The following is a 13484-nucleotide window of genomic DNA, read 5'->3' as shown; positions in this document are numbered from 1 at the left end:
TTAAAGGGCTAATGCTTTAAAAGATTTATTTGGGCAAGTCATGAAAAAAAATATCTTTATTATTACGAGTTTATTCTTATCTCTATCTAGCGCTTTGAGTGCAGCTACAATCCGAATTTCACCTGTGAATGTAGAAATATTGAGTAATCAGAGTGCTTCTTCGATTAGTTTATTTAACCAGTCGAATGAAAGTACTGATTTACAGATTCGTGTGTTTGAATGGAAGCAGAAGGATGGACAAGATCAACTTATCCCGACAGATGAGATTGCGATTAGCCCGCCGTTTTTAAAATTAAAACCGAATGATTCTTATAATTTGCGCGTTGTCAGAATTAATCCGGCAGCGATTACTGGTGAAAAAACCTATCGTATTATTATTGATGAGTTGCCAAAACCCGCGGATAGCCGTAAAGCAGCTCAAGGAATAAATGTATTACTACGTTCGTCATTGCCTGTATTTGTAGTAGATAAAGACGCGATTACTAAACTGAGTTGGAAAATTGATCCTAATCAGAAATCACCTTCTTTAAATATTAACAATATTGGAAATCGACATGCGCTTTTAAATAATTTAACGCTTGTTGATATGACAGCGAAAAAAAGTTATCCGATTAAAGTAAACACCGTAAATGGCTATATTCTTGCGGAGCAGAACCGAAGTTACACTATTAATAATTTTACATATCAGCCAACTCATAAATACAGTGTGTCTCTGACAGTTAATGGTAAGAAAACAACACTTTAAGAGGCTTATATGAAATACATTATAGGTGTCTTATGTGTTGCATATCTTCCTGCATATTCTTTTGCTGAGCAACTTCAAGATCATACGAACACAGTAACTCCTCGTGTTCCGGATGCTATAAATAGCAACAATGAATATGCGCAAGCGAAGGGTGATAAACAGGAACAAGAGCTTAACTTTACTCAGCTTTTTTTAAATATTTCTATTAATGCAAATGCTTCTGAAGACTTGGTTGCTGTCAAACAATCTAAAGATGGCAAGTTATATATCCGTGTCCGTGACTTAAAAGCTTTAAGGCTGAAAATGGATGAGCAGACTGCTGATAGTCAATTGGTATGTATTAATGATCTAAAAGGAATCCAGTTTAAATATCTAGAGAATGAGCAGTCTCTAAATTTACAAGTGCCGTCAAACATGTTGACGGGTTATGCAGTGGACCTCAATGGTGAGCAGATTACTAGCCCGCATTTGCTTAAGATGAAACCGTTAAACGCGGCTATTCTTAACTATAGCTTGTATAACAGTATAACCAATGACGAAAATACATTTTCAGGTTCGGCTGAGGGAATTTTTAACAGCGCGATTGGTAACTTTTCGTCAGGGGTTTTATATAACGGAAGTAATGAAGATAGTTATAGCCATGAAAAATGGGTACGCCTAGAAAGTAAGTGGCAATATGTTGACCCTGAAAAGATCAGGATTTATACCCTAGGGGATTTTATTTCTAACAGTCCCGACTGGGGTAGTAGTGTACGCCTTGCAGGCTTCCAGTGGTCGAGTGCTTATACCCAGCGCGGTGATATTGTCACCTCGGCACTCCCACAATTCTCAGGTTCGGCTGCACTGCCTTCAACCTTGGATTTATACGTTAACCAGCAAAAGATTTATTCAGGACTGGTACCTTCAGGCCCATTTGACATTAAACAGCTCCCGTTTATTTCAGGCAACGAAGTCACGCTAGTGACCACGGATGCAACAGGACAGCAGAGCATTACCAAAAAGCCTTACTATTTTTCATCCAAGATTCTGGCAAAAGGTATTAATGAGTTCTCTGTGGATGTCGGTGTTCCTCGTTATAACTATGGTCTTTATTCAAATGATTACGACGATGTCACCTTTGCATCAGGTGCAATCCGTTACGGCTATAGCAATTCACTGACTTTAAGCGGAGGAGTGGAAGCTTCAACAGATGGCCTGTCGAATCTCGGCACAGGTTTTGCCAAGAACCTATTTGGTTTTGGAGTGATTAATGCCGACATTGCAGCGAGCCAGTATAAAGATGAAAACGGCTATTCTGCCTTGTTGGGTTTAGAAGGGCGCATCAGTAAAAATATTTCATTTAACACCAGTTACCGCAAAGTATTTGATAACTATTTTGACCTTGCCCGTGTGTCTCAAGTCAGATATTTAAAAGATAACCAGATTAATGCCGAGTCACAAAACTATCTGAGCTACAGTGCACTGGCCGATGAGATTTTTAGGGCAGGGATTAACTACAACTTTTACGCAGGCTATGGGGCTTATCTGGGATATAACCAGATCAAATATAGCGACAATTCCTATAAATTACTGTCTGCCAACTTAAGCGGAAGTCTTAATAAAAACTGGGGATTTTATACTTCTGCCTATAAAGATTATGAAAATAATAAGGACTATGGCGTTTACTTTGCGCTGCGGTATACACCGTCTAACAAACTCAATGCGATCACAAGTGTATCTAATGAGAGTGGCAGACTGAGCTATCGCCAAGAAATATTTGGTTTATCGGAACCGAAAATCGGTTCATTTGGATGGGGTGGTTATGTTGAGCGAGATCAGGATGCACATGACAATAATGCCTCGATTTATGCCTCTTACCGTGCGCGTGCTGCTTACCTGACAGGTCGTTATAACCGATTTGGAGATAACGATCAGGTTGCACTTTCAGCAACAGGTTCACTGGTTGCGGCAGCGGGACGTATATTTGCGGCCAATGAAATTGGAGACGGTTATGCAGTTGTCACCAATGCTGGACCGCGAAGCCAGATTTTAAATGGTGGGGTTAATTTAGGTTTTACTGATAAGTCTGGAAGATTTTTGATTCCTAGCCTTATGCCGTATCAAGAGAACCATATTTATTTAGATCCGTCTTATCTTCCTTTAAATTGGAGCGTTAAGGCAACAGATCAAAAAACAGTGGTCGGCTATCGCCAAGGAACCCTAGTTGACTTTGGTGCTCATCAGGTTATTTCAGGATTAGTAAAACTTGTTGATCAAAACAATTCACCATTATTGCCAGGTTATACGGTTCAAATTAATGGGCAGCAGGATGGGATTGTTGGCTATGACGGTGAAGTATTTATTCAAAACTTATTAAAGCAAAACAAACTTGAAGTCGATCTTATGGATCATGGTTCGTGCCAAGTTGACTTCACCTATAACAGTAATCAGTACTCAACTAAGAAATTGGGACCTTATGTATGTCGATAAGTATTTTTGATAAGGCTCAAATAGAGAGCTGCAAGAAAATTCCATTGTTTTTGAAATACCTCATCGGTATTTGCTTATTTTATCTCGTTTATGCATTTTTTAGTCCAGCACATGCTGCTTGTACGGTAAGTGGAACCACCAATAATACTTTTATCTATACGGCAGCAAATATTAATAGTGAGGCAACTGTAAACCTTTCAGGAACAATTACTTGTACAAATTTGGGACTTCCCCAGATTTCTGCTTATATGTGTATGAAAACCGTCTTTACTGGAACAACGAATAGCCATAATAATGTTTCACTACCTTATACAGTAGCGGGTACAGTAGGTGGAGCAGGTTCTACCACCACAAACCAAACCTCCAATGTTTGGTATGGTCCAGTAAGAACGGTTGCTTCAAATAATATTGTTAACTACTCGGTAAATGTGAAAGTGCCTGCCCGAACAGGGTCACTTATTGCCTATCCTCAAGGAACATATACGGCTACGGTGCGGCTATATTGGGATATGGATGCTCTGGGCTTAATATGCGGTGATTTAATTGGTGGCTGGGATTCTGGCGATACATTACTAACAGCGAACTTTGTGGTTCCAAGTCTGTGCCAATTAAACTCAACTTCAAATGTTGATTTTGGCAATATTAATGATATCGGTATTACTAAGAAAGATTACACAGCTCAAGGAGCGGTAAATACAACTTGTAATTTTGGAACGCCATACAGTATTTATTTAGGAAACGGCAATAACCGCATCACTGGTGGGTTCAGGCGTATGGTTAATAGTAATAATGAATTTATTCCCTATCAGCTCTATAAAGATTCTAACTATAGTACGGTCTGGGACGCTACAGGTGGCGTAACCAGTGTTGGGGGCACAGGAGGAGTCTCAAAAACGGGTACAGGCAGTGCTCAAAGTACACCTGTTTATGGAAAAATTCCGCAAGGTACTGCCATTGCAAGCAGACCAGGCACTTATTCTGATAGTGTTGTTGTGACAGTGACTTATTAATTTTTTTAATCTACGCGCGGATCTTTTCACTGAAGGGATCTGCGTAATTTCAATATATTTTCATTCTTTGAAACTTACCTGTCATCAAAAACAGTTTGACTTGAAAATACATACTGTATATTTATTGATTAGTTCTAAAAAAGAACTAGAAGAGGGTACAGGCAATTAAATAAAGGTGAATAAATGTCGGTTCGTCCTTTGATTGCATTAGTGTATAAAAAACAAACAGGGTGAAATGTCTATGACATCAGCAACACTAGATAAAAAACAAGATTGTGTGGTTGTTATTGGCGTCGGGGCATTACAAGGGATTGGTGCAGCCGTGTGTCGTCTTTTCGCCAAAGAAGGTTTAAAAGTTTATGTTGCTGGGCGTACTTTCCAGAAAATTGAAGCAGTGGCTGCAGAAATCCATTCCAATGGTGGAGATGCTGTAGCGTTTCGTCTGGATGCAGAAGATATAAAGCAAGTACAAGCCCTGTTTGACACCATCACTAGTCAAAACGAGCGGATTACCGCCGTAATTCATAATGTGGGAGGAAATATTCCTTCGATCTTTTTACGCAGTCCATTGTCTTTTTTTACTCAAATGTGGCAATCCACTTTTTTATCGGCCTATTTAGTTTCTCAAAGCTGTCTAAAAATATTTAAAGACCAAAATCACGGTACGCTTATTTTTACTGGAGCAAGTGCTTCTTTGCGCGGCAAACCTTTTTTTGCTGCCTTTACCATGGGTAAATCTGCTTTGCGAGCTTATGCTTTAAATCTCGCTCAAATTTATAAATCACAAGGCATCCATATTGCTCATGTGATTGTTGATGGAATGGTCGATGGCGATAGAGTCAATAAAGCCTTATTAGGGCTGGGGCGTTTAGTCCGCCTTACACGTGGCACGGGTGGCCTCAATATCGATGCGATTGCAGAAAACTATTGGATGCTTTACCAACAAACTCCGAAGCTTTGGACACATGAACTAGATTTACGCCCTTATCAAGAAAAATTTTGAGAGACTAAAATGCTAAAAAAAATATTTCAAAGATTTCAAAAAAAGCAGGGCTGTGTAGTGGTCGCGGGCCATGACCTACAACTGATCGAGCGTGATTTTGTAATTTTAGATAAACATGCGCACTTTCCATTACACCTTTATCAGGTTGTGCATGATTCAGCCGTGCAGAATATGAAAATTCATTCTATAAATGATGGCGTGACTGCAGTTCACTTAAACTTGGTGAATGCAGATCATTTAAAAAGCTTGGTGCGTTATATTTCCAGCCATGGACATACTATTGAGCTCTGTGTATTTCAACCAAGTTTCTCATCTTCATCAAACATCGAAGCGTTATCTTTAGAAGAAATTGAACATAGCTGGCAGACCACAGGTTTAAGTGCAGTGAGTGTAGCGCAAGCTGTGATTAAGCCGATGCTCAAACAACAGCGGGGGACCCTTATTTTTCTTGGCGCACCCTCTAGTCAGTCGACTCAATACGATGTGTTAGGCCAAAGTATGTTTGCGGGTATTCGCGCTTTATCGCAGTCATTGGCAAGAGAGTTTCAGCCTAAAGGTATTCATGTTGCTTATTGCATGGTTGAAAAATGGGAGGGGCAAAATCAGCACTTTACCTCATCTCTTAAGCAAGTCTGTCAGCACATCTATCAGCAGCCTGATTCGGCATGGAGCCAAGAACTTAGCTTGTCTTGAAATTGGCTTGTTCAACATTCTCAACTTAAAGCAACTGATAAAAGCTTTAGTAAGATGTTGAATAAAATTAAGTTAAGAGAATGAAAAACAATAATTATTTAACTGTTTTCTAGCCAATATCACATTGACACCCAAAACCGCTCCGATTATTCTTTGCCTGCTGGCCACATTGCCAGTCGGTTTTAGCAGACCGTTTTCATCTAGTACATCAAAAAAGAAATTTTTTGGTGTCGAACTCGTTCGTCCCCCTTCGTAGCGGTAGGACGGAGGAGGGACGCCTTCGGGCGTGCCGGTTCCTAGATGACTGGTCTGCTAACCCTTCTTCGTTCTGCCACCATAATCATTTAGCAGTGATTTGGCAGAACTTCTATTTCATCTAGGAGTCCGCTATGCGTACTAATTCTTTTTCTTTATTGGCTTTTGCCAAAGTCTTTCTATTTGTCTCATGTAAACGGTCTTTAAAAAGGTTTAATCAACACTAGGTTTTCTACGCCTTAAGAATCGTTAGGACTAAAAAATCATAGCAACAATAAACCTGAGATAGGCGAGCACACCTTTTGTGTAGCTTACCCATGCCTGTTTTTAGCGCTCAATTTAAGAGTGACGGCATTTCTATCTCATTTACATACAACAAAAAATTATTTTAAACGGTATAAAAATGCCAAATTTAGAAGCATCATTTAGAGCACTTCGCGTGCTCCACGCGGCAAAAGATTTATTTAATCAACATGGGTTTTACATCGGGGTCGATCGAATTGTTGAGGAAGCCAAAATTCCCAAAGCCACTTTTTATAACTATTTTCATTCCAAACAAAGGCTCATTCAGATGAGCTTAACTTTTCAAACAGATGCATTAAAACATGAGGTGTTTTCTATCATTCATTCGTACCGTGAACTTATGACATTCGATCAGCTCAAGAAAATTTACTTTTTACATGCAAACTTAGAGGGCTTTTATCGTTTGCCATTTAACGCCATTTTTGAAATTGAAAAGCTTTATCCCGTAGCCTATAAAGTCGTCAGTGACTATCGAAACTGGTTCATTAAAGAAATTCATAAGTTACTTTTAACTGTAAAAGTTACCGCTACAGTTGAAGATGCCTACATGTTTTTGTTTGTGATTGATGGGGCCATGGTGCAGCTTTTAAGTGCAAATAAGATCGATGAAAGAGATAAATTATTAGAATATTTTATGTCGACACTTACTTAGGTTGATTAATATTTTAGTGTTTAACTTATAGAAAAGCCCTCCGAAGAGGGCTTTTCAACTTAATTGAGCTTTAAAAGTCAAAAGATGTTTGGAGATAGAACGTACGTGGCTGGCCTACATACTTACCACCCGTAGAGTCTGTTGAGCGAGTAAAATATTGCTTATCAAAAACGTTCTTAATTCCACCAGCGATTTTTAAACCTTTAACTTGTGAACTTAAGTCATAAGAGGTACGTAACGCAAAAGTGGTGTAACCCGGAATATCTCCGTATTTGCCATCCGCAGTTTCTTCTGTTTGATAAACATCACTATCAGGAACATCTGGTGAATGCTGCTTAGACTGAGCAAACATATCGGCATTTAAAGACCATTTATCCACGGTATAACCTAACCCAACATTACCGACATGGCGTGAGTAAAACGGTAGATCTTTATCTTTAAATTGACCCGCTTCAGCAACTGCTTTGGTAAAAGTATAGTTTCCATATACTTTTAAGCCTTCTAACGCATCTGTTAAATGACCGAAATCATAACTAATACCCGTTTCGACACCTTTATGGCTAGTTGCACCTAAATCTGTCCAGATTCCGTTATTTCCAGCATCACGTACTAATGAAAGCTCTTTATCAAAGTCTAGGTAGAACACCGTAAATTCGGCATTTAACCCATTACCTAGATATTTAGTTCCAATTTCATAGTTATTAGACTTTTCAGGATGTAAGCCATCGGTTGTAGCAGTCGCAGTGGTTCCTTCAAGACGTGCTAATTGGCTGTATTGCTGTGGCCCGAAAGATACACCTGCGTTTGCAAATATATTCCAGTTTTCATTTGCCGAGTACATCACAGATAAACTTGGTAAAAATTCGTCTGAATCAATTTTTGGATGAACTGTATTCGCTAGCCCATTTTTATCATAACCAGTGAAGCTATTATGAGTTTCGATTGATTCGAAACGTACGCCCGGTGTGATGGTCCAACGGCCGAGTTCCATACGGTTATCAACATATACCGCATGCGCTTTGGTGCCGCCTTCGCTGCTACTACGTGGAGCAAAATCTGGGGCTGATGAACCAGCAGCATAAGAAGCAGTACGCCCAGCAAACTCAGAGCTTTCTTCTTTTAAGTAGCGATAACCCACTGTTACTTCATTTTGAGTATTACCTAGTTGATAAATACGAGAGTAACGCGGTTCAATCGCATAGACTTTATAATCACGTGGAGCAGAGTCGAGACGCTTGTCACCACTCGCTAAAGTAGTTTCAAGATTACTTGTACGGAAAGAGTCGATGTAGTAACTCAGAACTTCGAAGTTATTTTTTTCATCTTTATGGTTATAACGTAAAGAGACATCTGTACGACGACCTGCAAAATAGTTTTTTTCACCAGCAGACTGATATCGGTTTTCAGCATATTGCGCCTGAGTTAAACCCTCTGGCATTTCGCCGCGACCTTCATAGTGATGCAGATTTAAAGCAACCGAGTCTTTATCATTAAACTGATAAGCAGACTTTAACATTACATCATCGATATCAATTTTGTTATTTGCTTCTCGATAACCGTTACCTTTAGTCCCTGAATATAACAGGGCAAGACCTAAGCCATTATCTAAAGTTCCACCCACAAATAGATTAGGGCTGAGCTTTACTTGGTCCGTGCCAGAGGCATATTCTGAAGTTAAGCTAACAGTGCCACTAAAATCTTGAGGAATTGATCGAGTGGCAAAGTTAATAATTCCGCCTACGTTTTGAGGTCCAAAACGAACCGATCCCGCACCACGGACGACGTCAACTGACTCGATATTACCAATTGAAACAGGAGCTAAAGATAATTGTGGCTGACCATAAGGTGCAAATGAAAGCGGAACGCCGTCTACTAAAACTGTTGAACGAGGTGATAGGCGAGATGCTAGACCACGGACACCAATATTGAGTGAAACATCGCTACCACCTGTTCCGCTGCTATCTTGAGCTTGAACTCCAGGAATTTGTTTTAATGCTTCTCGAATTGAAGTTGCAGCTGTTTCATCCAAACGTTTGCGGTCAATAATAGTTCGAGCGCCAGCATGTTTGTGAACGGTTTCAGCATTAGCTTCTTCTAGCCAGTTACCTTGCGCCTTAATGGTGATGGTCGGTAATGCACTGGTAGTTGTATCTTCAGCATGTGCTGGAAATGCTAAATAAGTACACGCAATTCCGATTGCATAGCTAAGTGTAGAAACTTTGAACTTAAAATTTGGGAGTGAAAGAGCAGATGAGCGGTCCATGTTGATGTATCGAAATCCTAAACGATAATTATAATCATTATAGCGAAAAAGTAACAAAATTTTATAAATGTAATTTAATTTTTTTTAGAAAAACTAAACATAGATTTTATCTAATCATTTTCACAGAACAGCCCTCCGAAGAGGGCTTCAAATTTATTTAAAGTTAGGTTGATTTAAGATTTTGTAGACCTTTTCTTTATATACATCATTAGAAATAACACCTTTATCTCGCTGTTGTTTAAGCGATCTAAATTGTTGGTCACGAATTTCTCTTTGAATACCCACATGATCATGATTTCTAATGTAATAAAGACTACGCTCATGATCACTCATATTCACTGTTTCATCAGTAAATGAAGAAGGCTTTGCTTCATTTTCTTGATATTGTTTTGCAATTTCAAAAAAATCTACATTTTGTTGTTCACTCAGCTTTTGATCTTGAGAGTTTGAGTTCACTTCAAGCATGCTTTTATGCTGATTAAATTTAGGGCGGTTATATTCTTGTTTCGTTTGAAATGTGTTTGTTTCAGCAAATGCGGAAGAAGAAAAAAGCCCAATATTTAAAAATAAAAAAGTTAATAAAAATCTATTCATTTCTTTGGAAGTCCAATTGAAATTGAGTAAATCACTGTATTGTAACATTAAACTTTGGAATTTTGGGGCCGTTTTTTAGACCAGATGATCAATTGGTAAATAACCAAGGGATATATAGTGCTGTATATGAAGCTCTAGTGATGACTTCAGATAATTATTAAGATTTAAATTAAAAAAAATTTCAATTCAAAGCAACTGTCTATTATCTAATTTAATATTTATCTATCAATAATTTATTTTTTTAGAAGATTGTAAGTATTTAATTATTAAGTAAATCTAAACTATTCTGGTGTGACAACCGTTATTTAATTTGTTAGATTGTTTGGTTTTTATAAAAGTGGGCGGAATTTATGAAGACATTTTTAATTATTTCTTTATTGGGTTTTGGGCTAGTTGGTTGTGCCTCATCTACATATAATTCTCAAGAAAATTATTTAAATAAACCTCCAGTTGTCCCAGTCAATAAAGCATTTAATAGTTTTAAAACACCAGATCATGGACTTTTTACTGATCAAGATATCTATAATATGCCGGAAAATTCCAATATGAATTTCCGTTATGAAATTGCTTTTTAAAAGCAAACAAATTAGTAAATTAACAAAAGGATGAGCAAAGGTGGCTTAACACCTTTGCTGACTCAAGATAATGAATAATCGATATCACCTTTAGGTAGTTTTTTAAATTTTAAACTGTTAAATTTTAATGATTGAAAAAAGGTACTTTATATGAAAAATTTTACTATTATTGCTTCTTTATTTTTGTTAGTTGGGTGTACTACAGGTCATAAACAAACTACTCCTGTTCAAGTGACTGATACTAAAATTACCTCAGAAGCTGAGAAATATAAAAAACAATATCAAAAGAAAATTTATAAAATATGGGATATTCCAAAGTCTTCTACAGGCATGAGTGCAAGTGTAAAAGTCTTTTTAACGGATAGTGGTGAAATTGAGCAAATTATCTTTTTAGATAAAGAAGAGCAAAAATTTAAAACAAGTATTGAAAAAGCGATATGGCGTGCAAGTCCATTTGTTTTACCCTCTAATCCTGAGGCAAGAAAGCAAGCAAGAAAATTCAATATGAAATTTCAAGCAAAATAAGTCAGTTATGTTTAAACATTAAGAGCAGATTATAATTTTTAAGGGAAATTAAATTTGCTCTTTGGTTATTTATAGTATTGATATATGAGGTTTTAGCTACGTTGAAGTTATCTTTAAGAGCTAAATTCAACTTCAAAAGTAGCACGCTAACATTTCAGTGTAGTTAGAAAATAAGACATATTATTTATAAATTAAAAAAATATAAAAATTAATTACATTACTATCAAAAGGTAACATAAACAAAACTTTAAAAGAGTAAAAATCATTATAAAAAATAAGTGAATTTATAAAAGTATCTAGAAAAAATATGAGTGAAGTAATGAAATCTCATAGTGAGAGTAAAGCTACTAAAGTCGTAGCGTGGTGCATAATTTTATTCGGAATTGTTTTAGGAATAGCCTTTATTTTGTCATATGGTCAAGTTGAAACAAGAAATGATAATTTAGACATTATTCAAGTATGGTCTCCAGAAATGATTAGTATAGGTCTTTTTATTATATTTAATGGACTGTTGTTTGGTTATTTACTTCTAAAAATTAGTAGTATTTTGAATCATCTAGAAAATAATAAAAATTAAAAAATTTTATTGAGCAAAAATTATTAATAATTTATAGCAAAGATTGAAAGTAAATTTTTCAAAAAAGACTTTTTATATAAGAGTTAATGTGATTTATTTTGCATTTTATTGTTAAATTTGTGATTTGTTTCAAGATTAATTTGCAAAGTACCTATACTTTTTACATTCGGTTTATGAGTTTTACCCTATATTACATAAAAAAATAATAGATTAAAAAAGTATATGAATATACTCATAAGAAGATAGGAGGTTATGATGCCAAAATATCTAGCTATAGCGGATAAGGTTTATAAAAAAATTAAAAATGACAACTTGTTTTCTGATGACATGATAGAGAACTTAAATTGTTTGGTCGGTCTTATTCGTAATACCATAAAAGGGACTGAATTTAAATTAAAGTATAACTTTATTAATTTTGAAGACTGTTTAACCAAATCTACTGAGCAATGCTCAGTAAAAATTGATTTTAGTCTTATACCTAAATTTGAAAATGAAGGGGAATTTATTTTATGGTTAGCGGGATTTATTGAAAGGATCACTGAGGGTGGAAAACCTAAATTTCCGCCAATTTCACAGTTAGTACCTCAAGATTTTAGTTTGGGAAGTGAAAATATTCCCGTAACCACTTTACCTGAAAAAGAAGAAAATGCAGAAATGATTATTAATTATTTTAAATCAGATGATTATCTTAAAAATAATAAATTGCCCTCTTAAAATGTATAAGATTTATAAACCGCCTTTTATGGCGGTTTTTTTAGAAAATGTATCTTAAAGTGTCTGTTACACAAATGGTGAATGTTTAGGGTTGAATGTATCTTTCAATTATTCAAGCATGGAATAACACAAGTTAAGTAAAGGACAAATCTCATGATTGATGAAGAAAAACCCTTAAATTTTGACGATGATGAAGAACCTCTTGATTTTGCAGATGAAGAATTTATCGATGATAAAAAAGAGGATGAGTTATATAACACCATTACCAAAGATGGCTCTAGTGTAGATCCGGCGGATGATGGTGAGCGGCATATTCGCCCTGAAGATGGTGATCCGATAGAAGTTGAAGAGTAATCCATAGCCCAATTCAATATTGGGCATTTTAATTTTTAGCCTATTTTAAAGAGTAATCCATACTAGATATTGTTCTACCATTAATGACTTAAAAAATTTAGAGTTAAGTCATAAGAGTAGAGATGTTTGGCTATATCTTTCTAGAAAAAGGTAAGATGATTGGGAATTAAATGCAAAAAATATTGGATTATCTTCGCAAACTTTTTACTGCTATGTCTCGGTCAAGTGATGCTAATAATAGTCTCATTGCTACAGCAACTGATAATGGCACTGAAGAAGTTGGTTTTGCCGTTGATGAGATGTCTCTTAGTCAGGTCGGTATAAACCATATTTGTAATTTTGAAGGACTAAGACTCAACGCTTATGACGACGGAGTAGGCGTGTGGAGTATCGGTTATGGTACAACACGATATCCTAATGGTGTGAGCGTTCAAAAAGGTGACACATGTACCCTTGAGCAGGCTAAGGCTTATATGCAGCATGATTTAAAAATATTTGAACATGCCGTAAATAACGCTGTAAAAGTTCCTTTAACACAAAATCAATTCGATGCATTAGTGTCTCTAACATACAACATTGGGACGGGTGCTTTTAAAAACTCGACCTTACTAAAAAAATTAAATTCAGGTGATTACAAAGAGGCTGCAAATCAGTTTGATGTATGGGTAAACGCAGGAGGTAAGCGTTTACCGGGATTGGTGAGACGGCGTGCCATGGAAAAGAAATTATTTTCATCTCCATAGCTTTAATGA

14 protein-coding genes are annotated in these 13484 nt (G+C 36.5%); 12 read left to right on the top strand and 2 right to left on the bottom strand.

Annotated elements, in window-relative coordinates; translation table 11 throughout:
- The first annotated feature begins 40 nt into the window (after nt 1-40).
- The 6 genes from KTI78_RS04765 to KTI78_RS04740 all read left to right on the top strand — a co-directional run bounded on the left by KTI78_RS04765 (nt 41) and on the right by KTI78_RS04740 (nt 7130).
- Nucleotides 41-745, top strand: coding sequence for a molecular chaperone (locus tag KTI78_RS04765; protein ID WP_262445359.1), 705 nt, complete (start codon nt 41-43; stop codon nt 743-745).
- Nucleotides 746-754: 9 nt separating this feature from the next.
- Entirely contained in the window at nt 755-3214 is a 2460-nt protein-coding gene (locus KTI78_RS04760; protein WP_262445358.1) for a fimbria/pilus outer membrane usher protein, read from the top strand.
- A complete protein-coding gene (locus KTI78_RS04755) occupies nt 3205-4224 on the top strand; it encodes a spore coat U domain-containing protein (RefSeq protein WP_262445357.1) in 1020 nt (339 codons plus the stop codon). Before KTI78_RS04760 ends, KTI78_RS04755 begins: the two co-directional genes overlap by 10 nt.
- Before the next feature lie 241 nt (nt 4225-4465).
- The gene (locus KTI78_RS04750) at nt 4466-5227 is read left to right on the top strand and encodes an SDR family NAD(P)-dependent oxidoreductase (RefSeq protein ID WP_239975295.1); all 762 of its coding nucleotides are present in this window, start codon (nt 4466-4468) and stop codon (nt 5225-5227) included.
- 9 nt (nt 5228-5236) lie between these two features.
- Entirely contained in the window at nt 5237-5920 is a 684-nt protein-coding gene (locus KTI78_RS04745; RefSeq protein WP_239975296.1) for an SDR family NAD(P)-dependent oxidoreductase, read from the top strand.
- 658 nt (nt 5921-6578) lie between these two features.
- Nucleotides 6579-7130: a TetR/AcrR family transcriptional regulator gene (locus tag KTI78_RS04740; RefSeq protein WP_262445356.1), complete on the top strand. Its 552-nt coding sequence runs from the start codon at nt 6579-6581 to the stop codon at nt 7128-7130.
- A 70-nt stretch (nt 7131-7200) separates the two neighbouring features.
- On the opposite strand, the gene KTI78_RS04735 is transcribed toward KTI78_RS04740, so the two are convergent.
- Both KTI78_RS04735 and KTI78_RS04730 read right to left on the bottom strand, forming a co-directional pair.
- Nucleotides 7201-9393, bottom strand: coding sequence for a TonB-dependent receptor family protein (locus KTI78_RS04735; protein WP_262445355.1), 2193 nt, complete (start codon nt 9391-9393; stop codon nt 7201-7203).
- A gap of 153 nt (nt 9394-9546) precedes the next feature.
- Nucleotides 9547-10035: a hypothetical protein gene (locus tag KTI78_RS04730; RefSeq protein WP_262445354.1), complete on the bottom strand. Its 489-nt coding sequence runs from the start codon at nt 10033-10035 to the stop codon at nt 9547-9549.
- A 302-nt stretch (nt 10036-10337) separates the two neighbouring features.
- On the opposite strand from KTI78_RS04730, the gene KTI78_RS04725 reads away from it, so the two are divergent.
- The 6 genes from KTI78_RS04725 (at nt 10338) to KTI78_RS04700 (ending at nt 13475) form a co-directional block, all read left to right on the top strand.
- Nucleotides 10338-10562 (top strand): hypothetical protein, encoded by a 225-nt coding sequence (locus KTI78_RS04725; protein ID WP_016140637.1) that lies wholly within the window; start codon nt 10338-10340, stop codon nt 10560-10562.
- 150 nt (nt 10563-10712) lie between these two features.
- Nucleotides 10713-11087 (top strand): TonB C-terminal domain-containing protein, encoded by a 375-nt coding sequence (locus KTI78_RS04720; protein WP_224991287.1) that lies wholly within the window; start codon nt 10713-10715, stop codon nt 11085-11087.
- Nucleotides 11088-11394: 307 nt separating this feature from the next.
- The gene (locus tag KTI78_RS04715; protein WP_262445353.1) at nt 11395-11664 is read left to right on the top strand and encodes a hypothetical protein; all 270 of its coding nucleotides are present in this window, start codon (nt 11395-11397) and stop codon (nt 11662-11664) included.
- A 255-nt stretch (nt 11665-11919) separates the two neighbouring features.
- The gene (locus KTI78_RS04710) at nt 11920-12378 is read left to right on the top strand and encodes a hypothetical protein (protein ID WP_262445352.1); all 459 of its coding nucleotides are present in this window, start codon (nt 11920-11922) and stop codon (nt 12376-12378) included.
- A gap of 153 nt (nt 12379-12531) precedes the next feature.
- A complete protein-coding gene (locus tag KTI78_RS04705) occupies nt 12532-12732 on the top strand; it encodes a hypothetical protein (RefSeq protein WP_005073749.1) in 201 nt (66 codons plus the stop codon).
- 170 nt (nt 12733-12902) lie between these two features.
- Nucleotides 12903-13475 carry a lysozyme gene (locus tag KTI78_RS04700; RefSeq protein ID WP_262445351.1) on the top strand — a complete coding sequence of 191 codons (573 nt, stop codon included), beginning with the start codon at nt 12903-12905 and terminating at the stop codon, nt 13473-13475.
- Nucleotides 13476-13484: the final 9 nt, after the last annotated feature.

The sequence above is a fragment of the Acinetobacter sp. WU_MDCI_Abxe161 genome, from assembly GCF_025514355.1.
Classification (GTDB): domain Bacteria; phylum Pseudomonadota; class Gammaproteobacteria; order Pseudomonadales; family Moraxellaceae; genus Acinetobacter; species Acinetobacter pittii_E.
Note: the sequence above shows the minus strand (reverse complement) of the source record. Positions and strands in the feature narration are given on the sequence as shown.

Bases quoted from the DNA above. Each gene is read 5' to 3' on its own strand.
- KTI78_RS04735 (WP_262445355.1), bottom strand. From the start codon at position 9,393: ATGGACCGCTCATCTGCTCTTTCACTCCCAAATTTTAAGTTCAAAGTT.
- KTI78_RS04755 (WP_262445357.1), top strand. From the start codon at position 3,205: ATGTCGATAAGTATTTTTGATAAGGCTCAAATAGAGAGCTGCAAGAAA.
- KTI78_RS04710 (WP_262445352.1), top strand. From the start codon at position 11,920: ATGCCAAAATATCTAGCTATAGCGGATAAGGTTTATAAAAAAATTAAA.
- KTI78_RS04760 (WP_262445358.1), top strand. From the start codon at position 755: ATGAAATACATTATAGGTGTCTTATGTGTTGCATATCTTCCTGCATAT.
- KTI78_RS04765 (WP_262445359.1), top strand. From the start codon at position 41: ATGAAAAAAAATATCTTTATTATTACGAGTTTATTCTTATCTCTATCT.
- KTI78_RS04750 (WP_239975295.1), top strand. From the start codon at position 4,466: ATGACATCAGCAACACTAGATAAAAAACAAGATTGTGTGGTTGTTATT.
- KTI78_RS04725 (WP_016140637.1), top strand. From the start codon at position 10,338: ATGAAGACATTTTTAATTATTTCTTTATTGGGTTTTGGGCTAGTTGGT.
- KTI78_RS04705 (WP_005073749.1), top strand. From the start codon at position 12,532: ATGATTGATGAAGAAAAACCCTTAAATTTTGACGATGATGAAGAACCT.
- KTI78_RS04720 (WP_224991287.1), top strand. From the start codon at position 10,713: ATGAAAAATTTTACTATTATTGCTTCTTTATTTTTGTTAGTTGGGTGT.
- KTI78_RS04700 (WP_262445351.1), top strand. From the start codon at position 12,903: ATGCAAAAAATATTGGATTATCTTCGCAAACTTTTTACTGCTATGTCT.
- KTI78_RS04745 (WP_239975296.1), top strand. From the start codon at position 5,237: ATGCTAAAAAAAATATTTCAAAGATTTCAAAAAAAGCAGGGCTGTGTA.
- KTI78_RS04715 (WP_262445353.1), top strand. From the start codon at position 11,395: ATGAGTGAAGTAATGAAATCTCATAGTGAGAGTAAAGCTACTAAAGTC.
- KTI78_RS04730 (WP_262445354.1), bottom strand. From the start codon at position 10,035: ATGTTACAATACAGTGATTTACTCAATTTCAATTGGACTTCCAAAGAA.
- KTI78_RS04740 (WP_262445356.1), top strand. From the start codon at position 6,579: ATGCCAAATTTAGAAGCATCATTTAGAGCACTTCGCGTGCTCCACGCG.